Origin of the sequence: Blautia sp. TM10-2 (genome assembly GCF_003480845.1) — a bacterium.
Classification (GTDB): domain Bacteria; phylum Bacillota; class Clostridia; order Lachnospirales; family Lachnospiraceae; genus Fusicatenibacter; species Fusicatenibacter saccharivorans.
The window spans coordinates 14,311-36,176 of the sequence record NZ_QUJZ01000021.1 but is presented as its reverse complement, the minus strand read 5'-3'; the positions used below and the strand labels follow the sequence as shown (position 1 = coordinate 36,176).

The following is a 21,866-nucleotide window of genomic DNA, read 5'->3' as shown; positions in this document are numbered from 1 at the left end:
ATAATACCTTCTCTCCCTTTTACTTCTGATATTCCTCAATTCTGCAAACATGTTCTTTTGTCTTTTTATTATAATTAATTCCTACCAGAAGCAAGTTTCCCTGATATTCTTCCAGACTTCTGCAATATTCTTTGTCCTTAATCTGCGCAAGCGCACCCTCTGCTGTTTTGTCCCATTTCAGTTCTACAACCAGCGCCGGTTTGTCCTGGTATCTTTTTCTTGGTACGAAAACAAGATCCGCAAACCCTTTTCCCCCTGGCAGTTCACGGTAAACCGTGTAAAAATTCCGTGCTGCATACAGTGCCAGTGAAATCGTATAGCTCAACGCATTTTCATCATTGTACTGAAGCTGTGACGTTTCAAAATGTGCCAGCCGAATTCCCTCTGCTACCTGTGTTTCCTGTTTTTCCCACACAGCCTGCAGAAGATCTGCGGAATTTTTCAGTGCCTTTGAAATATCTCCCCATTGGGAAACGGTTACCGCACTGGCATATTCTGACTGTACCTCGGCATTCGGAATAAAAACATATTTATTCTGTTCCTCATAACCAAGATATCCAAGATGAATCAGCAGTGTCAGCACATCATCCTCTGTCCGGAAAGTTGTCATATCATTCGTAAAACTGCCCGTGTTCACCGGAATCTTTTTCCCTGCCATCATCTGCAGTACGTCATCCCGCAGGCCGTCAAAATTCAGATCAATATACCACTGTAGTGCTTCAAATGTTTCTGTCTGATTCCAGTAATTGCCGATTTTCCGGAATCGCATGGCATTGACAACCGAACGCGGGCTGTAAACCGAACTTTCTCCCGGGAACGAATAGCCGTCATACCAGTTTTTAATTTCTGCCAGATCCATCTGATACCGGCCGCAGAGTTCTTCTACTTCCTGCTCCGTAAATCCTACATATTCTGCGAGCGGCCCTGGATCAAGCATTGTAAATTCATCAAACATATTCAGTGCAGAATGGGTTCCATATTTTTTGATCGGCAGAATACCCGTCAGATAGGCAAGTGCTACGTAAACCTTATCTTTCAGAAAATCCCGCAGGAAATCAAGATACTCTTCCTGTGCTTTTTTATCCTGCTGATATTCCCGGAAAACACAGTCCCATTCATCAATGATAATGACAAACGACTGTTTTGTTGCCGCATAAATATCCTGCAGCGATTCTACCAGATCCGTATCGTCAAAGTAGTCCACGTCCGGATAACTGTTTTTCAGTTCCCGCAGCAGCATTCTTCGAACACGGTCAATCACCTGGCCAATTTCCTTGCTCCGGCTCAGAAATTCCTGCATATTCAAAAAAATCGTAGGATATTGATTTAAGTGCTGTGCAAATACAGCATTTTGAGAAATTTTCAATCCAGAAAAAAGTTCTCTGGAATCGCATTCCTTCCCATAATAAGCCGTCAGCATATCCGCCGTCATAGATTTTCCAAAGCGCCGCGGACGGCTGACACAGACATATCTCTGCACAGTATTAATCACCTGATTGGTATACTCGATCAGCCCTGTTTTATCCACATAAATTTCGGACTGAACCGCTTTTGCAAATTTTTCATTTCCCGGATTCAGATAAACTCCCATATTCCACCTGCGCCTTTCTCTTTCTACCTCTATCATACGATATTCTTGCCTTAAGTTCAATTTAGCATAAGTTGAAAAATGCCAGAATGTTTTTAACTGAGGCAAAACATTCTGGCTGTTTTTTCTGGGATTGCTATGAGTCAATTAATTAATGAATAAAGAACGCGTCCTCTTCCTCGTCTTCCACAACCGGTGTCATCGGGTTATACTCGGTTTCCACCAATTTTTTCACCAGCTCGTGATCGAAGTTGCGGCGGATTTCACAGGTTCTGTCGAAAATCATGGTTGCTTCATCCCCTGGGGTGCATGCCGGCCAGTTCGGGAGGGATGGGGTTTCCGGACTTCCGTAGCGGGCAAAGTTGATCCAGGCGGTGGCCATACGCTCCTGCAGACGGTCTGTTTCGCCCGGGACATTGCATACGGCGATGCGGTCGATGTTATGGAATACGAACGGAATCTCGGCACAATGCCATGCGGCTTTTCCGCCATCGATCGGGAATTCATAGGTAAACTGATAGGAATAAGTCGGCGCTTCTGTAAACTCCGATTTCTGACGAATGAATTCGATCGTGTCCGGACGGAAGAACGTATCCACAGACCACAGATCCACAATTGTTTTGTCCGGATATGCTTTTTCAAAAAGAGAAATCAGCTCCGGCGTTGCATCACCATATTTTCTTGTCAGAAACGCAATCTGTTCCTCACGGTTCATCTCATGTTTTCCCGGCACAACCGGTCCAAAATCAAACTCACCGATGTTGGTTCCTGCCAGCACCGGAATCGTTTTGGCGTGATCCGTAAATCCGCATTTGATCGGATTTCCGCGGAACCAGCCGTTCTCCATCGGTCCCTGTCCGATATAGCAGCCTTTCGCAGCAACCTCTGCCTCAACTTTATTGTACGCATTTGACAGCTCATAATACGGGATCGTCTCAAGCTTCTCCACCTCGGATTCGTCCAGATTCAGTTCTTTTAACAGAGCCTTCACAATCGCGGTGCCGTCTCCGTCCTCTTTCTGATAAACCTTTGCCTCATAAACACCGCTCTCGATGATACCCTTCTGGAACAGGCCGTCTGCTGCCGGCGTATTCATCAGCGTTGCCACCTTCATACCGCCGCCGGACTGACCGAAAATCGTAACATTCTCCGGGTCTCCGCCGAATGCCGCGATATTGTCATGTACCCACTGCAATGCAGCTACCATATCTGCGTTTCCTGCATTCGCAGAATTTTTGTATTTTTCGCCAAACGGCGAGAGATCGAGATAACCGAGGATATTCAGCCGATGGTTCACGGAAACAACAACGACATCACCGAACTCGCTTAAGTGATCCCCCTCATATGCCACATGCTCAATCGCAGAGCCGGCGCTGAAGCCGCCGCCGTGGAGCCATACCATGACCGGCTTTTTCGCACCCGGATCAAGACTCTGTGTCCAGACATTCAGGTTCTGGCAATGCTCGTCCTGCGGCCAGTAACGATGCGGTACCAGCACCTCCATGTTCGGCTCATCCTGCTTTAAAAGCGGACATACATAGCCGTATGCCAGTGCATTTTTGATTCCTTTCCATGGTTTCACCGGCTGTGGCATCTGGAAACGGTCCGCCTCAGCGTAATGGATTCCATGAAACGCGTATGTCGTATTCAGGCGGAAGCCACGTACCTTTCCCGCCTTTGTCTCTACTACCGGATCTGTTTTACTGCATACAAAATAATCTCCCATATTTCAGCTACCTTCTTTCTATCCTGTTCTGTGACGCGCAGTTTCCAAAAAGCCACCGCAAAATCCCCCTGATCTTTCCGTTTTTGCACCGGTCTTTGAAGCATCTGTTGTTTTTGCATTTACGCATCTGCTCCTTATTATACCAGACAATTTTTTCAGAAACAATTCTTTTCACTTTTATTTTCGGCTGTTTATATCAACAAAGTCCGAAAATCACGTCAAAAATGGATATTTCCATCACAACTTCAAAGTGCTACAATAAAAAAGAAGGTAAAATCAACGTAAAAAAGGGGACTACTATGACGAAAACAGTACAAAAGAGCAAAGCCCGCGATATGACCCAGGGCTCTATCTGGAAACAGCTTCTTCTCTTCTCGCTTCCGCTGATGGCCGGAAATCTCTTCCAGCAGCTTTACAACACCGTTGACAGCATCGTTGTCGGCAACTTTGTCGGCAAGGAAGCACTCGCCGCCGTCGGCTCCGTCGGTCCGATCATCAATTCTCTGATCGGCTTTTTCATGGGACTTTCCACCGGTGCCGGTGTCATTATCTCTCAGTATTATGGCGCAAAGGCGGATGAAAAGGTCAGCCGCACCGTCAGCACGACACTGGTGATGACGTTTATTCTCTCCATTGTCTTTACCATTCTCGGCATTCTCATCACGCCGTACATGCTCCGCATGATGAGCACACCGGACGATGTCATCCGTGAGTCGGCAACGTATCTTAAAATTTACTTTGGCGGTGTTGCCGGTCTGATGTTCTACAACATGGGCTCCGGCGTTCTCCGCGCTGTCGGCGATTCCCGCCATCCGCTGTATTTCCTGATTTTTTCCGCTGTTGTCAATACCGTGCTCGATCTTTTGTTTGTCGTTTCCTTCGGCATGGGAATCGAGGGTGTGGCGCTTGCAACCGTTATTGCACAGTGCCTTTCGGCGGTTCTGACGCTGTATGTGCTGACCACAACAGACGGCCCGTACCGCATCTGTTGGAAAAAGCTCTGCATGGACTGGTCTTTGCTGTACCGCATCGTCTGCGTCGGACTGCCGGCAGCGATCCAGCAGATGGTGACTTCCGTTTCCAACGTTTTCGTGCAGTCCTATATCAATGTATTCGGCTCGGATGTTATGGCAGGCTGGAGTGCCTGCATGAAAATCGACCAGTTTATGATGCTGCCGATGATGAGTGTTGGTCTTGCTTCGACCACCTTCACCGGACAGAACGTCGGTGCCAGCTACATTGACCGTGCAAAGAAGGGTGCTACAACCGCATTCCTGCTTGCTGAGCTTGTAACCATTGTGATGATGATTCCTCTGCTGATTTTCGCCCCGCAAATGGTCTATCTGTTTAACCAGGAGACAGCTGTGATTCGTTATGGAACTCTGTTCCTGTATCTGCTCTCCCCGTTCTACATTCTCTGCTGCGTCAACCAGGTTTACTCCAACGTCCTGCGCGGCGCAGGAGACACCAGAACACCGATGATCGTGATGCTCGGAAGCTTCGTCGTGTTCCGCCAGATTTATCTGTTTGTGATGTCTCATATATTTGATTCCATCATTCCGATTGCACTTGGTTATCCGGCGGGATGGCTGGTATGCAGTGTTCTGATCTATGCCTGCTATCGAAAATTCCGGTGGGATAAAGGAATGCGGAAAAGCTGAAGGATTCCTTTCCTGACATAAGCAAAAGGGGCTGTTGCACTAAGAAAATGAACGTAGTGCGACAGCCCCTTTTTTCGCATTATTTTTTCAGGAGTGCTGCTGAATGCTCTTCAGTTAAAATAACTCCGCAATCGCCGCGATCTTCTCACAGTTTTCCGGCAGCGGGTCGTTTATTTTCGGTGACTGGCGCGTTGCCACGTAACGGCTTGCAATTCCGGCAGAGGCTGCACCGTGGCAGTCAGCGATATCGTCATTTCCTGTCATCAGGCATTCTGCCGGATCGAGGTGATACTGCTTCAGCAGCATCTCATAAAACGCCGGATCCGGTTTTTTCACACCGGCATCCGATGAGAGCAGGATTCCATCAAAGTATTTCGTAAGGCCGAGCAGGGAAATTTCCGGCGCGGTGAAAAGCGCCTGTGCGTTGGACAGCAGAAAAACCTTCTTTCCTGCGTCTTTTAAACGCTGCAGCATTTCCGGCACGCCGGGGAACAGTTTCAGTTCTTCTATCGAAATCGCACGGAACATTTTCGCCAGATCTGCAATTTCTTTTTCCGTTACCGAAACAGCTTGATCCTCAAACAGCTGCCGGAACACATCCGCAATGTCGATTTCCGGTACATGGCTGCCGCGGCATTCCATTTTAAGCGCAGCTTCCTGCTCTTTGATTTTTGTCTCATACGCCATCCGGAGTTCTTTCGGCTCATAGGCGGCCCCTTTCATGCCGAAGAACAGGCTCATTTTTTTCCAGAGATACGCTTTCTTTTCATTCGTATGTATATCTACCAGAGTTCCATATAAATCAAAAATATAATTCTGATACATCCTTCATCATCCTTTCTTACGGAAAGTTTTCCACACGACACGTATTCTACCAGACTTTTCTCCACAATTCCATGTCTTTTTTCCAGACTTCCTATCTTTTTTTCTCCACCCAGACTGTCCACCAAACCAGATCGTTGAAACCTGTTTTGTCTTGCTCTCTGTAAGAAAGAATCCTGCCCGGAGGGCTTTTTACTTTATCGGAAAATTCAACGAAGTTTCCGGTAACGTAAAAAAATTCCCCCGTACAGATTTTGTCCGCAACAGGGGAATTCATTACATCTCACAGTCTCCTGCGAATTGTAATCTTTGATTTACTTTCTCGCATCCAGCATTTCTTTCACCAGACGAATATACTCCGGTGTCGTTCCGCAGCAGCCGCCGACAATGCCTGCACCCGCGTCTACCAGAATGTTCATATATTTTGCAAACGTCGGCGCATCCATGCTGTAGATTGCCTCACCGGTCGGCGTGATTTTCGGCAGGCCGGCATTCGGTTTTACAATAACCGGTACTCTTGCCACTTTTTTCATGGAATTTACGACTGCCTCAAGCTGATCCGGTCCGACCGAGCAGTTCAGTCCTACGGCGGATGCTCCCATTTCCTGCAGTGTCTCAACTGCTTCCACAGCGTTTCCGCCGAACAGGGCAGAACCGTCTGCTTCCAGCGTCAGAGAACACATAATCGGCAGATCGCAGACAGAAAGTGCAGCATCCATAAAGACACACGTTTCGTCTACGCTCAGCATCGTCTCCGCTACCAGAAGATCAACGCCCGCATTTGCTACCGCTGTTACCTGCTCTGTGTAGGATTCCAGCAGCTCTTCATAAGAGAGATCGCCTTTTGGCTGCAGCATTTTTCCTGGTGTGGAAAAATCTCCCGCGATCAGCGCACCTGTTCCGGCAAGCGCTTTTTTCGAGATGTCCACCAGGCGTGCATTCAGCTCCTCCACCTCGTTTTCTCTTCCATAATCCGCTAATTTCAATCTGTTTGCACCAAAGGTCGGCGCATAGACAATCTGGCTTCCCGCCTCCACGTAAGCCTTCTGTAAATTTGCCAGAATATCAGGGTGCTCCAGAACCCAAAGCTCTGTACTGACTCCTTTTGGCATTCCCGCTTTTGTCAGATTTGATCCGGTTGCGCCATCCAATAAAATGACACCTGCTCCGGCAAGCTGTTCAAATTCTTCTCTTGTCATTTTCTTTTCTCCATTCTGCCCGAGTTACCTGCAGCACATGTCCGCGTATACTGACAAATCCCGGCTGTTTTTTCTGAACCTGCCGCGCTTTTCGCGTCAAATTCATGTTCAGTATAGCATTGTATTGTTTTCCCGACAAGTAAAAAAAGAGGTATCCGTTTTGGATACCCCTTCGTCTGTTTCTGTTCATGAATGTTCAGCAAACCCCGACATTCTCAATCATGATGCGCGTCTGAATGATGTGTCTCCGAATGATGCGTCTCCGAATGATGTGTCCTGCCCGAGCTGTTCCCCCCACCGGACGGGATATTCTTCGGTGACCCCGGAGACAAATTTGTTCCCTGGTTCACACGGGTTGCTTTCTGTCCATTTTCCACCTGCGAGGATGCCGATACCGTTGAAACACCCGAATCGGAACTGTTTTCCGTTGCAGCATTTTTTCCACACGCAACGAAAGCCAATACTGCTGTACCGACAAGTACGGAAATTACTGCCTTCTTCATTTCTCCACCTTCTTTCCTGGTACATCGTTTTCGCCTGAACATTAGAGCGTGTCCGAAAAATTATTTCCGCAATTTGCGAGATACACTCTGGTTGTAATTTCATTTTAAATAAGCTTCTTACTATTGTCAATTTATTCTACAAATTCCCTATTATTTTCTTTTTTTTGTTCCAAAATATTTTCAGACACAAACAGCAGCCGGACCCCTCTCCCGGATCCGGCTGCCGTTTGTCCTGTATCGTATGCTTTTATTCTGCAGTGCTTGAAGACGTTGAAGCAGTGCCTGTGCTGCTTGTCGATGTCGTTTCGGTACTGCCTGATGTCGTGCTGTCAGACGTTGTACTGTCCGTTGCGGTACTGTCCGTTGTTGTACTGTCGGTTGTGGTTCCATCTGTGGAATCTGTAGAAGCGCTGTCAACTGTCATCGTATACAGATCTGCGTCCGTTACTTCAAGTTTTTTCCAGTTGGATGCGACCTTGATATCGCTCTCCTTTACCCATCCATCCAATGTATCGTTGTACTTATCCGATTTGCGGTTGGAAATGATAGTCTGTCTTCTGGACTCGGTTTTGTCCTCGTCGAATGCTTTATCTACACGGATCACATAATATGCATCGTCGCCTTCGATGACACCGTCATAATACTCGCCATCCTTCAGCTTTGCTGCTTCTTCCGCTACTTTATCTCCAAGAGAACAGGTATCGTCATCGTCTTTCTCCGATCCGGTTCCAAAGGATGTCTCGGAAGAGGTCAGATAAGAAACCTCAGAGGAGGAATCGCTGGCGGAACTGCTCGATGTGCTCGCGCTTGAAGCGTCGGATGCGCTTGTGTCGGAAGCATCGGAAGAAGAGCTGCTCTCATCGGAGCTGTCGGCAGAATCGGTGGAATCTGCGGTATTCTCCGCATTTAACTGATCGTTCAGCTCCTTGCGCAGATCGGTAAACGATGCGGCTGCAGGATCCTCAGACTCTTTTAAGAGATCCAGGAATCTCTGTGCGATTTCTTTCTTTGCCGCTTTTTCCTCGTCCGTCAAATCAATCGTTTTTCCATCGTCATCCTTCTCGGTTCCTGCTGTGGATACCGTGATGTAGCTGATGGAGGTCTGCTTTGCCTCTTCATCGGATACCTCGGTATCTACATTTGCGATGATCGGATCATAAATTTTGGTTTGAATAACATACAGCTCCAGTGCATCCTGGATGTCCTCAACGGTTGCGTGCAGCTTTTTCATCACATCGTCACCGTTCTTATCTGCGAATGCCTGTGCAGCCTCTTTCGCCTGCTGTTTTTCCTCGTCTGTCAGGGAAATTCCGTATTCCTCTGCGTGCTGCCGCATCAGAAGCTCTTTTTCGATCGTATCAAGAGACTGCTCCTTGAACGTTTCCCCGGTAGTCTTTCCATCGTCGCCTTCCTTGTCGTACATCTCAGACGGCATCTGCATTCCGTACATCGAGTACATCTTGGAATAATAATTGTACATGGTTGCCTGCTGATATCTCAGCATGAAATTTGCCTGTCCGAGTGTAATCGACTCGTCATTTACAGTAATTGCCGTTTTTGTTCCGTCCACATTGTCGGAACCGCAGCCAGTCAGTCCCATCGCTGCCATCGAAGCACTCAGCATAACGCAGACTGCTTTTGCTTTTAAATTTTTCATTACTTCCTCCTCATGCAGGGCGAAATGTATGCTCAAAAAGAGTTTTTCTTTTTACACGTTCGAATTTCCGGTCCTGCATCGATTTTTATAAACGCTTTTCCTATTATACCCTTTTTGTTGATACAGGGCAACTTTTTTCTTCCCTGTTCACGCCTTTTTCACACGATCTTGTGGTTATGCGAGTATTTCACTCCTGTGTGATCTGCAGCAGATCTTCCACCAGTGCATGGCTCTTCTCCAGCAGATCGATCTTTTCCTTTGAATTTCTCCGCCGCGGCGTGTAGACAAACGCCAGCGACTCCATCTGGAATTTCAGTTCGTCTCGGTATTTCTGCAGCAGCTCCGGAATCCGCGCCACATCGATTTTTGCATGCTGCTGTAAGGTGACTCGTACCGAATCGCCCATCTGTTTCAGCTCCGTCACATACGCACAGTGCGCCAGCGCTTTCAGTTCTGCAACAGCCAGAAGATTCTGTACATTTTTCGGCGGTTCCCCGAAGCGGTCGGTCAGCTCCTCCGTCATGTCCTCATACTCTTCCTTATTTTCAATCGCCGCAATTCGCTTATAGGTGTCAAGCTTCAGAGACTCGTTGCTGATGTAGCTGTCCGGAATATAGGCACTGACATTCAGATCAATCGTTGTCTCGAACGCTTCTGCCGGTGCGATGCCCTTCGCCTCCTGGACAGCCTCTGCGAGCATTTTACAATAGAGATCGTATCCAACCGATTCCATATGGCCCGACTGCTCTGCGCCCAGCAGATTTCCGGCGCCTCGGATCTCAAGATCACGCATTGCAATTTTAAAGCCGCTTCCCATCTCCGTAAATTCACGGATCGCATGGAGACGCTTCTCCGCCACTTCCTTCAACATCTTGTTTCTGCGGTACATCAGAAATGCGTAGGAAGTCCGGTTCGACCGTCCGACGCGGCCGCGGAGCTGATAGAGCTGTGACAGTCCCATCTGGTCGGAATCATGGATAATCATGGTATTGACATTCGAAATATCGAGTCCTGTCTCAATGATCGTTGTTGACACGAGCACATCGATCTCTCCGTTGATAAAGCCGTACATGATCTTTTCCAGCTCACGCTCTTTCATCTGTCCGTGCGCAAAGCCTACATTTGCATCCGGCACGAGCTTCTGGATCGTGTTCGCCATATCCGCAATCGACTGGACGCGGTTATAGACATAGTAAACCTGCCCGCCCCGCGCAAGTTCACGGTTAATCGCCTCGCGGACCATTTCTTCATTGTATTCACAGACAAAGGTCTGGATCGGCTGGCGATCCTGCGGTGCTTCCTCGAGCACACTCATATCCCGGATGCCGATCAGGCTCATGTGCATGGTACGTGGAATCGGCGTCGCCGTCAGTGTCAGAACATCCACATTTTTTTGCAGCTGTTTGATTTTTTCTTTATGCGTCACGCCGAACCGCTGCTCCTCATCGACAATCAGAAGGCCAAGATCTTTGAACTTTACGTCCTTCGACAGAACGCGGTGTGTTCCGATGACAATATCCACGAGTCCTTTTTTCAGATCCTCCAGCGTTTTTTTCTGCTCTGCCGGCGTGCGGAACCGGCACAGAAGATCAACGCGCACCGGAAAGTCCTTCATGCGCTCAACGAACGTATTGTAATGCTGCTGTGCCAGAATAGTGGTCGGAACGAGGTAGACGACCTGTTTGCTCTCCTGTACTGCCTTGAACGCTGCACGGATTGCAACCTCGGTTTTGCCGTATCCGACATCGCCGCAGATCAGGCGGTCCATGATCTTTTTGCTCTCCATGTCCGCCTTTGTCGCCTCGATCGCCGCAAGCTGATCGTCCGTCTCCTCAAACGGAAACAGTTCCTCAAATTCCTTCTGCCAGATCGTATCCTTTCCGAACTGATAGCCGGATGACGCCTGCCGCTCGGCATACAGCTTCACGAGATCCTGTGCAATATTTTTTACCGCATGGCGAACCCGTGTTTTCGTCTTATTCCATTCCTGACCGCCGATTTTATTCAGCTTCGGCACCTTTGCAGCTTCGCCGGACGCATACTTCTGCAGCGTATCAAGCTGGGTGGCCAGCACATAGAGGTTCGATCCGCCCGCATACTCGATTTTCATGTAATCACGCGTTACGCGGTCCATCTCAATTTTTTCGATACCGCGGTAAATACCAAGACCGTGGCTCTCGTGCACGACATAGTCACCGATCGAAAGATCCGCAAAATTTTGGATTTTCTGACCGGAATACTCCGATTTCTTCCGGTTTTTCTTCTTCTCTTTTCCAAAAATATCCGTCTCTGTAATCAGCACAAATTTCTGCATCGGATATTCAAAGCCTCTGCGGGCCGCGCCGTGGATCAGCATGACCTCGCCCGGTTTCAGAACACGCTCCGCATTCTCGCTGTAGAAGGCCGGAATCTCCTCATTCTGCAGGTCCTCTGCCAGATGCTGCGCCCTCGTCCGCGACGGACTCGCCAGTACAATACGGTAACCCGCTTTTTTCCAGGATTTCAGATCTTTTACCAGAAGCGGGAACTGATTGTTATACGAATTGACCGATTTCACCGTCACACTGAATTCGTCACGGATATTCCACTCGCCCTTCTGCGGCTCCATCAGCGATACGGCAACACAGCCGCGGCGGTTCAGTTTTGCCACAAGCTCCGCCGTACTGCACATCAGCTTCGCCTGTCCCGGCAGGAGGTATCCCTTTTCGAGACGGTGGCTCACGCTCTCCTGAAATTCTGCTTCCAGCGCATCGGCACACTCGATGATGCGGTTCGGCTCATCGAGGAAAATGCGGCTGTTCTCCGGCAGATACTCAAGAAACGAGACGGTCTCCGGATAAAAATAATGAAGATACTGCTCCGCTCCCTGCAGAATTTCGCCCTCGCCGATCTGATCGCAGATTTCCTCTGCCGCATGGCGGATACGCGCCGCTTCCTCCGTCATCATCTTGTCGCGGAACTTTGTGCTTTGCGCTTTTGCCTCTTTTTTAATCGCTTTCACACCGCGCGCAATCGTATTCTCTGTTAAAATCAGCTCCGATGCCGGATAGATTGTGATTTCCTCGAGGTTTTCAATCGACCGCTGGCTCTCCGCATCGAAGCTTCGGATGGAATCTATCTCATCGCCCCAGAGCTCAATCCGGATCGGGTTCTGTTCCGTCAGCGGATAAATATCGAGAATGCCGCCGCGGACGGAAAACTGGCCGGTCGACTCCACCTGAAAGGTACTCTCATAGCCGAGCCGCACCAGCTCTTTTCTTATTTTATCCAGATCGAGTTCGCTGTCATTGCGCAGATGGATGCAATGTTTTTCGAACACGCCAAGAGGCAGAAGAAAGTCCATACATCCCCCTACACTGGTGATGATGGTAACTTCCTTCCGCTCAAGAAGTGCCTGGATCACCTGAAGCCGCTGCCGGATCAGCAGATTTCCGTGAATGTCTGCCTGATAGAAAATCAGGTCCTTCGCCGGATAATACAGCGTCTCCGCATCGTACAGCCGGTAATCCTCATATAATTCTTTTGCTTTTAATTCATTTTCCGCGATCAGAAGCCGCACCGGGGCATCCTCGGAGAGACCTGCAATCATGTGGGCTTTCTGGCTTTCCAGACAGCCCGAGATCACCGTCACACCTGCGGTTCCTTTTTTCAGATCACGGAACAGCTCGTCAAAACGGGCAATTTCTTTGATCGGTTCTAATAACGCTTTCATTTTCCTTACTCTGCCGGGTTTGCAGATTTGCGGTTATACTCATTCATAGCTGCGTCCACATCCCCGTTCAGCATCTGCTCGATTGCTTTTGCCGCATGCTCGATCGCCAGATTTACAAGGGGACGTTCGTCTTTCGTAAACGGACTTAACACGTAGTCCGCCAGATCCCAGTTTTTCGGTTTCTCACCGACGCCGACCTTCACACGCATAAAATGGTCGGTGCCAAGATTGGCGATGATGTTTTTGATGCCATTGTGGCCGCCCGCGCTTCCTTTTTTGCGGATACGGATCTGTCCCGGCGCCAGGCTGATATCATCGTAAACCACGATCAGCTCGCTCTCCGGATCCACTTTGTAATAGTTCACCAGCTCCCGCACAGACTCACCGCTCAGATTCATATACGTCATCGGCTTTGCAACGATAACCTTCTGACCTGCGATCATGCCTTTTCCGAACAGAGCCTTGTGGCCTGTACCGGAGGAAGGGATCTGATATTCATCGATCAGATAATCGATGGTATCAAATCCGACATTGTGCTTCGTCCCTTCGTACTGGCGCGTTGGATTTCCCAGACCTACTATAATATACATAAATTCTCCTGTCATCAGACCATTTTCCGGCGCAGTTTTTGTTCACGTCACGGTCAAAACGGATATTCTCCATCCACTTCGCTACTTGCGCATAACCGAATAGCTGCTTCGCCGCACCGAAAAATGATATATTGTTTTTCCATCTGTCATAAAGAAAGAACACGAACAAAAGAGCAGCCTTTTTCCTGCTCTTTTATTCGCTGAAATGCTTCGGCAATGTTTAGTTAAAGTATACCAGTTCGCTCTCCGGTTTCTTGGCCGGTTTGATTTCTTTTGCATACAGAACCGGGCCTTCGCCATCGTAAACCTTCATATAGCCCCATTTTACCGTTGCAGTCACGTCAACCCAGGAACCCATTACGAGAGATTTGGCGCTTGCGCATTTGCAGACATAGCCGATAAAAGAAGTATCATCTGCACAGCAGGTCATTGCCATACGACCCGGAACAAAGAAATCGGCTCCGACATCCTTGCTCTTTAATACCATACCGCGGAAATGAACAGTCTTGCCCTCGTAACGCTCCGGGTTGTCGCCCATATCGACATACCAGATTCCGTAATCGGCATCGTCGATTTCGATCACATCGGCATCGGTATCAAACGGCATCTGATCCTCAAAAATGTTGTCAATTTCGCCTTCTTCATTCTCAAACAGAACGTCGCACGCCTGGTTGACTACTTTGATGCTGCGGCGGAAGGATGGAAGCGGATCTTCCGGACGGCAGCGGTTGAACATGACCATATCGGCATTTTTTGCCATCTCCATGAAGACGGATTTCATGTTCTGCATATAGATCTGGAAGCAGCTTGCGTCGACGGTCACGATCTCCTGTACGATGCCCCAACCGCGCGGCAGTTCCATTTCTTCGAGTTTTTTTACGCTCCAGAGCGGGTTGTATTCGAGAATGATTCGCTCCGGGCGGTATTTGCGGTTCAGTTTTTTCAGGTAATCCAGGGTAAACTGCTCTGGTCCTTCTACGATTTCCAGGACGGTGTTGTGTTTGAGCAGTTCTTTTTCGTCGTACTCTACTTCACCTTCTTCGGTTGTGATCAGAAGGGTTGGTCCGTCGATCTGGAAATAGTCCTGTGCTACGGTAAAATTGATAAAAGAGGTTTTTCCACTCTCCAGAAATCCTGTTATGAGATAAATCGGAATTTCTACTTCGTCTTCTTCGTACATTTTGTACCTCCGTTGTCTTTGACGTACTCCCGGAATCTTTCTGCACTTGCTTTTGCGGCTGAGATTCCGGGCGTGCCTTTTGCTTTGTCTCTAAATCAAGAAAAAAGCTGCCACATCGGATTTTGTTTCTGATGCGGCAGCTTCACTACAGTTCACAGGTACCCTGCGGACCGTAATTTTCGCAGCTACTTTGTATTTTTACAGTCCGAACAGCTCTGCCAGCTTATCTTCTGCTAATTTGGAACCGATGACACAGATTCTTCCGGTGAATTCCGGTGCTCCGTCACGTACTTCGTACTCTTCCGGAACCATATCGAAATAGATCCACTGTCCATCGGCGCCTGCTACCATACCTTTGGCACGAAGAACCATACCATAAGCGGTATCCTCGGAAAGTTTCTTTAAGATGCCTTCGATCTGCTCTTTGGTAAAGGTCTTCACAGTCTCCTGACCCCAGCTTGTGAAAACTTCGTCTGCGTGGTGATGATGGTGATGCTCGTGACCGCAGCCACACGCATCATCGTGATGATGATGCTCATGGTCGTGATCGTGACCGCAGCAGCATTCGTCATCATGGTCATGATGGTGATGCTCGTGTTCCTCGTGATCGTGACCGCAGCAGCATTCGTCATCATGGTCGTGATGATGGTGCTCGTGCTCCTCGTGATCGTGACCGCAGCAGCACTCGTCATCATGATCGTGATGATGGTGCTCATGCTCCTCATCGTGGTCATGGCCGCAGCAGCACTCGTCGTGGTCATGATGATGGTGATGATGCTCTTCCTCTTCTACCTGCGCAAGGTTGATGATGGCACCTTCCATCGTATCGAGTACTTTCTTACCACCCAGTACTTCAACCGGTGTGGTAATAATGTGTGCTTCCGGATTCAGTTCGCGGAGCATTTTTACAGCTGCCTCTACTTTTTCGGTATCGGCTTTATCGGTACGGCTCAGGATGATGGTTCCTGCGCTCTTTACCTGATTCTCGAAGAATTCGCCGAAGTTTCTGAGATGCATTTTGCATTTCATAACGTCGACTACGGTTGTTGCGGAATTCAGGGCTACGCCTGCTTCTTTTTCTACACCGTCTACAGCCTTGATGACGTCGGAGAGTTTACCTACGCCGGACGGCTCGATGATGATGCGGTCCGGGTGATATTTGGTGATAACGTCTTTTAATGCTGCGCCGAAGTCTCCCACAAGAGAGCAGCAGATGCAGCCGGAGTTCATTTCACGGATTTCGATACCGGCATCTTTTAAGAAGCCTCCGTCGATTCCGATTTCACCGAATTCGTTCTCGATCAGGACAACCTGCTGGCCTTTCAGTGCGTCTCCGAGGAGTTTTTTGATCAGGGTTGTTTTTCCTGCGCCCAGGAAACCTGAAATAATGTCTATTCTTGTCATTGATTTAACCTCTTTATCTTGTTGATTCCGTTTATAGTTAGCTGCAAAAGGGCCGAAGTTTATCCTCCGCCCCACACTCACGCTTATTATAGCAACCATAGAACAAAAAATCAAGAGAATTTCCCTTGCTTTTTCTGCATTTCACCATTATAATATATTACATGTCTTTTCTACTTTAACGCGTTGAACGGGCAAATCATTTTACCTATGAATGGGGGATTTTTTTATGAGCGGAACGAAAGAAAAAAAACTCAATCTGCCACAGTCACTGCTTTTGCTGCTGCTGATCATCGTATCCGTCGCAGTCTGTATCCGCCTGAAAACCGGCGGTCCTATGATCGGCCTGTTTGCAAGCTGGATTTTTATCTATCTGTTTTGTAAGATTTTCGGTATTTCTTACGCCAACATTGTTGCCGGCGCATACGATGCCATCCGTATGGTCGTCCCGACGCTCTGCCTTCTGATGGCCATCGGTGTCATGATCGGCACCTGGCTGCAGAGTGGCACCATTGCCACCATCATTTCCTGGGGCTTAAAAATGATTAACCCGTCCTGGCTGCTGCCTCTGACGCTGCTGTTCTGCTCCATTTTGAGTATTGTAACCGGTACTTCCTATGGTTCCGCCGGAAGCGCAGGTGTTGCCATGATGGCGATCGGAAACGCCATGGGTATCCATCCTGGCATGGTAGCCGGTGCTGTCATCTGCGGTGCCATGTTCGGTGACAAATTAAGTCCTCTTTCCGATACCACAAACCTTGCTCCGGCCGTTGCAGATGCCAAACTTGGCGATCATATCCGCTCGATGCTCTGGACCACCCTTCCAACATATGTGATAACCTTAATTCTTTTTACTATTCTCGGTTTCCAGCAGACCAGCGGAAGCTATACCGAGGGAAGCATTACCGTTTACATCGATGCTTTAAACGGTGAATTCCAGCTCGGATGGATTACCATGATCCCTGCCATCCTGATTATTGTATTGCTCCTCTGCAAAGTAAATGCGATCTCTGCACTTGGTCTTTCCAGCTTCGCTGCCGGATTTGTTTCCTATTTTGTGCAGCACGATACTCTGCAGGGCATCATCCGCACAGCTTACAACGGTTACACAACCACAATCGAAGAACCGGTATTACAATCCATCTTAAACCGCGGCGGCATGGGAAGCATGCTCCAGTACGTAGCCATTATCTGCTTTGCTGTCGGCATGGGCGGCATGCTGGAAAAACTCGGTGTACTGGATCACATTCTTCAGGCGATTGTAAAGAGAATCAACAGCGATGGAAGTATGATCCTGGCAACGATGATTGTCGGTTACGTGACCAGCCTCATCAGCTGCTCCCAGCCGATGGCACACGTTCTGACCGGCCGTCTGATGGCACCTGTCTTTCAAGAGCGCAAGGTTGCACCGGAAATTCTTTCCCGCTGCCTCGAAGACTCCGGAACTATGGCTGGTCCTATGATTCCATGGCATGGCTACGGCGTATACATGGCCGGCACACTTGGTGTTGCATGGTCGGCATTTTTCCCGTACTTATTCCTGCTTTACCTGACCCCGGTTTTCAGTATTTTCTATGGATTTACCGGAATTTCCATTAAGCATCTTCCGGAAACCAAAAACAACGAATCAAAAGAAGAGAAATAAGGCAAAAGCAGAAATCGTAACAGAAAATCATAAACAGAAACAGAAACAAAAAAAGAAAAGGAAAAGAGAAAGAATGCAGACAAAACTTGTTCTTCTCGGAACCGGCACACCAAATGCGTGTCCGAATGCCAACGGACCTTCCTCCGCTGTCGTGGTCGGTGACCGTGCTTATCTGGTAGATTTTGGCCCTGGCGTTGTCCGCCAGGCCTCAGCCGCCTATTTTAACGGCGTGGATGCCCTGCGGCCGGATCTTCTGACCGTTGCCTTCTGTACGCACCTTCACACAGACCATACCGCAGGGTACCCGGATCTGATTTTTACTCCGTGGGTGCTGGAGCGCCCGGTTCCATTGAAAGTTTTCGGGCCAAAGGGCTTACAGCACATGACCGATCATATTTTACAGGCCTATGAAACCGACATTGATTTCCGAATTCACGGTTTCGAAAAAGCAAACGAATCCGGCTACCGCGTTGAGGTAACAGAAATTGAATCCGGCATTATCTACCGGGATGACCTGGTTACGGTGGAGGCTTTTCCGGTCAGCCACGGAACACTGGAATGCTACGGCTATAAATTCACCACACCGGACCGCACAATCGTCATCACCGGCGATACCGCTCCGCTGGATCTCGTGGCAGAAAAATCGAAAGGCTGTGATATCCTGCTGCACGAAGTGGAATACGCCGCCGGAATCTCCTGCCGCGAACCAAAATGGCAGAAATACCACCGGGAAGTGCATACGTTAAGCACGGATCTTGCCGGTGTTGCAAAAAAGGCAAATCCGAAACTGCTCGTTACGTATCACCGGATTTACCATATGAATGTACAGGATAACCACAAAAACCTTGCCGCCGAGATGGCATGGCGCGATGCCGCGATTCTGGATGAAATCCGGGATGCAGGGTATGACGGATATGTCGTGAACGGAAAAGACCTGGATGTATTTTAAAATACGGGGCAGCGTACCAATTCTGGTTTACGAATTGGTACGCTGCCCCGTTCGTTTTGGGATGAGCCCGGAGACGCTTTCTATTTTCATTTACCCGACTGGCAGATTCTACCATACTCTGCGTTATTTCAGAACTGTTTTTTCTTTGACATTAACCTCCTCAGAACGTATAATCATAGTATTACAACTCTGGCAAAACAGCAGGATTTTCTGCTGTTTGTCGTTACAGGAACCTGATCCGCAGACGGCTTGCACAGTCTGCCTTTCGTTTGCGTTCCAGAAAGGATGTTTTATATGGCAGCTACTACTGCGAAACCCGTAAAAAGCGCCGGTAAAATTCCCGGCAGTACCTTGAAAATCATTGCGATGGTCTGTATGCTGATCGACCACACTGCAGCTGTACTTTTCGACCGAATCCTGATTTCCCGTGGTCTTCTGGATGCGGTGAACGCTTCGGACGGAGGCGCATCATTTCTCTCTACCGGAAACACAGCTGTGATTTATTATGCGGATATGATTATGCGCGCAATCGGAAGGATCAGTTTTCCGATTTTCTGTTTTCTGTTGATTGAAGGGTTCATGCATACGCATGATGTGAAAAAGTATGCGCTGAATCTTGGGATTTTTGCACTGGTTTCGGAGATCCCGTTCGATCTGGCATTTGCGGGAAAACCGTTTTATCTGGATTATCAGAATGTCTTTTTCACTTTATTTATCGGCCTTGTGATGATGATTTTTCTGCAGAAAATCGATTCAAAAGCGCAAAAAGATGCCGGTGCATGGCAGAGGGCGAACTGGAAGGTTTCGGTTGGCAAGCTGCTGGTGATTGTGGCAGCCTGTGCAGTGGCCACGCTGTTGAAGACAGATTACAGTGCAATGGGAATTCTGACGATTGTGCTGATGTATAATATGAGAAAGAATAAAATGTACTGTATCGGAATCGGGTGTGCGGTGCTTACGCTGTTGAGTCTGAATGAAATCACCTGTTTTCTGGCTATGATCCCGGTGCATTTTTATAACGGAAAACGAGGATTGAATCTGAAGTATCCGTTTTATGCGTTTTATCCGGTGCATCTGCTGGTGCTGTTTGCGATTGCGGCGGTACTGGGGATGGCGGGGGTTGCGGTTGTTTAAAAAACGGACACCCGGAAGTGCACCTGCGCCGCCTGGGACTGTGCCCTGGGGCACAGTCCCAGACGACACAGACGCACTTCCGGGCTGACATTGAGCCGGGCGGTGGGGAGGTCTGGATTTGCTGCGCAAATCGGCGTGAGATTCTACTTAATATACTTCTTAACTTCCAACGGATACCCCAAAAGCTCTTCGCTGCGAATCACTTCAAAATTCTCCGGTTGAAAATCTTTGCGTAACGTCACAGTGTTCAGGCAATGATATCCCAATCTATGATAGAGTTTCATCGCTCCAAAATTTCGTGCAGCTACCTCAAGATAGACAGATTCAGAATACTTTTTTATCTCGGCTTCAACCAGCGCAATCGCATGACTTCCGTATCCGTTTCCCTGGTATTCCGGAAGTACGAAAAGATCTTCGATCCAGTCAACTTCCGCCCCGCGGCTTCCGAGATGCACAAATCCAATGGGGATCTCTTCTTTTAAGATAAAATAAAACACATGCCCTTTGTCTGTCCAGGCAGCAAGATTCTCCGCGGCCTCTTCGTCGGTTATAACATAATCACCATGAGCCAGCCAAAAGCCTCGAATCAGCTCTTTTGCAAGTTGTGCTTCGTTTTCATATTTCTGTAAAGCTATAATTTCATTCATTTTTTCATCTCCCTTGTTTGTTTAACCGAATCAAGTAAGTCCCAACCCCCTGCTTATTGCTTCGCGCAATGGAAGCAGGTGACTTGCTTGATTCGGTTAAACTATGATATACTCAAATCATCATGATACCAGGCTCAAAAAGCTAATGCAAGCTCGCTTGCAAGAGGATTTTTGAACTCTTGACCTGTCAAAAACATGACGAGGAGTGCAATGATATGAAAAAAGCGACAAATTTGATATCCTTTCTGATTTTAATGATGGTACTGGTCGGCTGTAGCAAAGAAACGGTCCATATCGACTTTCCTTTTGAAGTTGGAGATGTTGAAAATATCGAAATGTACCACTATGCGGGAGCACCGGTATCAGCAGAAAAGAAAATAGTCGTTGCAAAAACTGATATAACAGACTTGTATCATATGTTTGAAAACTTATCATTGACAGACAAACAAGTCGAGGAAATCACAGGCGCAGATGTGACCAGTTTTCGATTTAACCTTTCGGATGGGACAAACTACGAACTGGTTTATGTCTGCAATGGAGTCAAGAACGGAAAGCTGAAATCTTCCACGGGCAATTTTGAATACTTCACAAGTTCAGATATCGGCTCATATTGGTCGAATATGGATCTTGAATCAGTTTCGGTGAAAGAAAGTGAATTGCCGAAGTGGCATAACTGATTCAGCCTCGAAGGACTCCCTGTCATAAGCGCTGGGGTGTTTTTATATATGATTCATCTCGTTTCCGTTTCTCATAAATCGCTTCCATCCATTCCAGCACATCCTCTTTGTTCTGCTGAAACGGTTCGCTGTGACTTAGGAAAAAATGCGGCGCACGCACGTTTTTCAGAACTCGGATTTCTGCCAGCAGGCGCTCGGCATTATAAACGGTCTGTCCGTTTTTCTGCGTCGCATATGCCGCATCCCCGAGAAAGCACCACGTCTCATCCACTTCCAATGCAAGCGATCCTTTGGCATGACTCGATGGAATCGGAAATAAATGTAACCACACGTCACCGTCCTGAAACCACGTATCTTCTTCTATCACAGTTCCTGTTTTTGTATAACGAAACGTATTTTTCCCCTGGTAAACCGCTTCGCACGAAATCTCCGACAGATTCCCGATATGGTCGGGATGAAAATGGGATAAAATCACCCGAATTTCTTTTCCTGTCTGTTCTGACTTTTTCTGCAGAATTTCTGAAACCGCAGGATGATTTCCCACGTCATATACCCAGAAAAATGCATCACCCTCGATGATCACAACATTTGCCGAAAGTGGATGTTCTGTCGGTGTAAGATAGGAAATGTGATCGTTGATTGTCTGGATGTGCGGAATCTGTATCGGCTCTTTTCTTTCTTCTTTCATCAAATCAACACCTCTTTTCCTTCGAACACAAAACACAATGACCGACAGATTTAAGAAATCTCTTTCGTTCTCTGCCGGTCATGATAT

At 48.1% G+C, this 21,866-nt stretch carries 17 protein-coding genes; 5 read left to right on the top strand and 12 right to left on the bottom strand.

Annotated elements, in window-relative coordinates; genetic code table 11:
- Positions 1 to 19 precede the first annotated feature (19 nt).
- Together DXD92_RS17545 and DXD92_RS17540 are read right to left on the bottom strand one after the other, a co-directional pair.
- Positions 20 to 1,591, bottom strand: coding sequence for an AAA family ATPase (locus DXD92_RS17545; protein ID WP_117761311.1), 1,572 nt, complete (start codon positions 1,589 to 1,591; stop codon positions 20 to 22).
- 148 nt (positions 1,592 to 1,739) lie between these two features.
- Positions 1,740 to 3,314, bottom strand: coding sequence for a carboxylesterase/lipase family protein (locus DXD92_RS17540; protein WP_117805276.1), 1,575 nt, complete (start codon positions 3,312 to 3,314; stop codon positions 1,740 to 1,742).
- Positions 3,315 to 3,613: 299 nt separating this feature from the next.
- Here DXD92_RS17540 and DXD92_RS17535 point away from each other — a divergent pair, with 299 nt between their 5' ends.
- The gene (locus DXD92_RS17535; RefSeq protein WP_118641153.1) at positions 3,614 to 4,975 is read left to right on the top strand and encodes an MATE family efflux transporter; all 1,362 of its coding nucleotides are present in this window, start codon (positions 3,614 to 3,616) and stop codon (positions 4,973 to 4,975) included.
- Between the two features lie 114 nt (positions 4,976 to 5,089).
- Here DXD92_RS17535 and DXD92_RS17530 read toward each other — a convergent pair whose 3' ends face one another.
- From DXD92_RS17530 to DXD92_RS17490, 8 genes are all read right to left on the bottom strand, one after another.
- On the bottom strand, positions 5,090 to 5,800 hold the full coding sequence (locus DXD92_RS17530) for an HAD family hydrolase (RefSeq protein WP_117801642.1): 711 nt from the start codon (positions 5,798 to 5,800) through the stop codon (positions 5,090 to 5,092).
- 311 nt (positions 5,801 to 6,111) lie between these two features.
- Entirely contained in the window at positions 6,112 to 6,996 is an 885-nt protein-coding gene (locus DXD92_RS17520) for a homocysteine S-methyltransferase family protein (protein ID WP_055220913.1), read from the bottom strand.
- A 215-nt stretch (positions 6,997 to 7,211) separates the two neighbouring features.
- A complete protein-coding gene (locus DXD92_RS17515) occupies positions 7,212 to 7,499 on the bottom strand; it encodes a hypothetical protein (RefSeq protein WP_055220917.1) in 288 nt (95 codons plus the stop codon).
- Between the two features lie 247 nt (positions 7,500 to 7,746).
- On the bottom strand, positions 7,747 to 9,156 hold the full coding sequence (locus DXD92_RS17510) for a SurA N-terminal domain-containing protein (RefSeq protein ID WP_118595553.1): 1,410 nt from the start codon (positions 9,154 to 9,156) through the stop codon (positions 7,747 to 7,749).
- Between the two features lie 187 nt (positions 9,157 to 9,343).
- Positions 9,344 to 12,868 (bottom strand): transcription-repair coupling factor, encoded by a 3,525-nt coding sequence (gene mfd, locus DXD92_RS17505; protein ID WP_118595552.1) that lies wholly within the window; start codon positions 12,866 to 12,868, stop codon positions 9,344 to 9,346.
- A 5-nt stretch (positions 12,869 to 12,873) separates the two neighbouring features.
- Positions 12,874 to 13,458, bottom strand: a complete 585-nt coding sequence (gene pth, locus DXD92_RS17500) for an aminoacyl-tRNA hydrolase (RefSeq protein WP_022462621.1) — start codon at positions 13,456 to 13,458, stop codon at positions 12,874 to 12,876.
- Positions 13,459 to 13,678: 220 nt separating this feature from the next.
- On the bottom strand, positions 13,679 to 14,638 hold the full coding sequence (locus DXD92_RS17495; protein WP_022462622.1) for a TIGR03943 family putative permease subunit: 960 nt from the start codon (positions 14,636 to 14,638) through the stop codon (positions 13,679 to 13,681).
- A gap of 198 nt (positions 14,639 to 14,836) precedes the next feature.
- On the bottom strand, positions 14,837 to 16,042 hold the full coding sequence (locus DXD92_RS17490) for a GTP-binding protein (protein ID WP_118641151.1): 1,206 nt from the start codon (positions 16,040 to 16,042) through the stop codon (positions 14,837 to 14,839).
- A 226-nt stretch (positions 16,043 to 16,268) separates the two neighbouring features.
- Here DXD92_RS17490 and nhaC point away from each other — a divergent pair, with 226 nt between their 5' ends.
- The 3 genes from nhaC to DXD92_RS17475 all read left to right on the top strand — a co-directional run bounded on the left by nhaC (position 16,269) and on the right by DXD92_RS17475 (position 19,767).
- On the top strand, positions 16,269 to 17,684 hold the full coding sequence (gene nhaC, locus DXD92_RS17485; RefSeq protein WP_022462624.1) for a Na+/H+ antiporter NhaC: 1,416 nt from the start codon (positions 16,269 to 16,271) through the stop codon (positions 17,682 to 17,684).
- Positions 17,685 to 17,757: 73 nt separating this feature from the next.
- Entirely contained in the window at positions 17,758 to 18,633 is an 876-nt protein-coding gene (locus tag DXD92_RS17480; RefSeq protein ID WP_022462625.1) for an MBL fold metallo-hydrolase, read from the top strand.
- Between the two features lie 294 nt (positions 18,634 to 18,927).
- The gene (locus DXD92_RS17475) at positions 18,928 to 19,767 is read left to right on the top strand and encodes a TraX family protein (protein WP_118641149.1); all 840 of its coding nucleotides are present in this window, start codon (positions 18,928 to 18,930) and stop codon (positions 19,765 to 19,767) included.
- Positions 19,768 to 19,910: 143 nt separating this feature from the next.
- Here the strand turns inward: DXD92_RS17475 and DXD92_RS17470 are convergent, their stop codons facing one another.
- Positions 19,911 to 20,414, bottom strand: coding sequence for a GNAT family N-acetyltransferase (locus DXD92_RS17470; protein WP_117761329.1), 504 nt, complete (start codon positions 20,412 to 20,414; stop codon positions 19,911 to 19,913).
- Between the two features lie 215 nt (positions 20,415 to 20,629).
- Between DXD92_RS17470 and DXD92_RS17465 the strand changes: the two genes are divergently transcribed.
- Positions 20,630 to 21,091, top strand: a complete 462-nt coding sequence (locus DXD92_RS17465; protein ID WP_022461593.1) for a hypothetical protein — start codon at positions 20,630 to 20,632, stop codon at positions 21,089 to 21,091.
- Between the two features lie 22 nt (positions 21,092 to 21,113).
- Here the strand turns inward: DXD92_RS17465 and DXD92_RS17460 are convergent, their stop codons facing one another.
- Complete coding sequence (locus tag DXD92_RS17460; protein ID WP_055225761.1) at positions 21,114 to 21,779, bottom strand: MBL fold metallo-hydrolase; 666 nt, start codon at positions 21,777 to 21,779, stop codon at positions 21,114 to 21,116.
- Positions 21,780 to 21,866 lie beyond the last annotated feature (87 nt).

Bases quoted from the DNA above. Each gene is read 5' to 3' on its own strand.
- DXD92_RS17480 (WP_022462625.1), top strand. From the start codon at position 17,758: ATGCAGACAAAACTTGTTCTTCTCGGAACCGGCACACCAAATGCGTGT.
- DXD92_RS17510 (WP_118595553.1), bottom strand. From the start codon at position 9,156: ATGAAAAATTTAAAAGCAAAAGCAGTCTGCGTTATGCTGAGTGCTTCG.
- DXD92_RS17470 (WP_117761329.1), bottom strand. From the start codon at position 20,414: ATGAATGAAATTATAGCTTTACAGAAATATGAAAACGAAGCACAACTT.
- DXD92_RS17530 (WP_117801642.1), bottom strand. From the start codon at position 5,800: ATGTATCAGAATTATATTTTTGATTTATATGGAACTCTGGTAGATATA.
- DXD92_RS17460 (WP_055225761.1), bottom strand. From the start codon at position 21,779: ATGAAAGAAGAAAGAAAAGAGCCGATACAGATTCCGCACATCCAGACA.
- DXD92_RS17490 (WP_118641151.1), bottom strand. From the start codon at position 16,042: ATGACAAGAATAGACATTATTTCAGGTTTCCTGGGCGCAGGAAAAACA.
- nhaC (WP_022462624.1), top strand. From the start codon at position 16,269: ATGAGCGGAACGAAAGAAAAAAAACTCAATCTGCCACAGTCACTGCTT.
- DXD92_RS17535 (WP_118641153.1), top strand. From the start codon at position 3,614: ATGACGAAAACAGTACAAAAGAGCAAAGCCCGCGATATGACCCAGGGC.
- pth (WP_022462621.1), bottom strand. From the start codon at position 13,458: ATGTATATTATAGTAGGTCTGGGAAATCCAACGCGCCAGTACGAAGGG.
- DXD92_RS17475 (WP_118641149.1), top strand. From the start codon at position 18,928: ATGGCAGCTACTACTGCGAAACCCGTAAAAAGCGCCGGTAAAATTCCC.
- DXD92_RS17540 (WP_117805276.1), bottom strand. From the start codon at position 3,314: ATGGGAGATTATTTTGTATGCAGTAAAACAGATCCGGTAGTAGAGACA.
- DXD92_RS17465 (WP_022461593.1), top strand. From the start codon at position 20,630: ATGAAAAAAGCGACAAATTTGATATCCTTTCTGATTTTAATGATGGTA.
- DXD92_RS17520 (WP_055220913.1), bottom strand. From the start codon at position 6,996: ATGACAAGAGAAGAATTTGAACAGCTTGCCGGAGCAGGTGTCATTTTA.
- DXD92_RS17545 (WP_117761311.1), bottom strand. From the start codon at position 1,591: ATGGGAGTTTATCTGAATCCGGGAAATGAAAAATTTGCAAAAGCGGTT.
- mfd (WP_118595552.1), bottom strand. From the start codon at position 12,868: ATGAAAGCGTTATTAGAACCGATCAAAGAAATTGCCCGTTTTGACGAG.
- DXD92_RS17495 (WP_022462622.1), bottom strand. From the start codon at position 14,638: ATGTACGAAGAAGACGAAGTAGAAATTCCGATTTATCTCATAACAGGA.
- DXD92_RS17515 (WP_055220917.1), bottom strand. From the start codon at position 7,499: ATGAAGAAGGCAGTAATTTCCGTACTTGTCGGTACAGCAGTATTGGCT.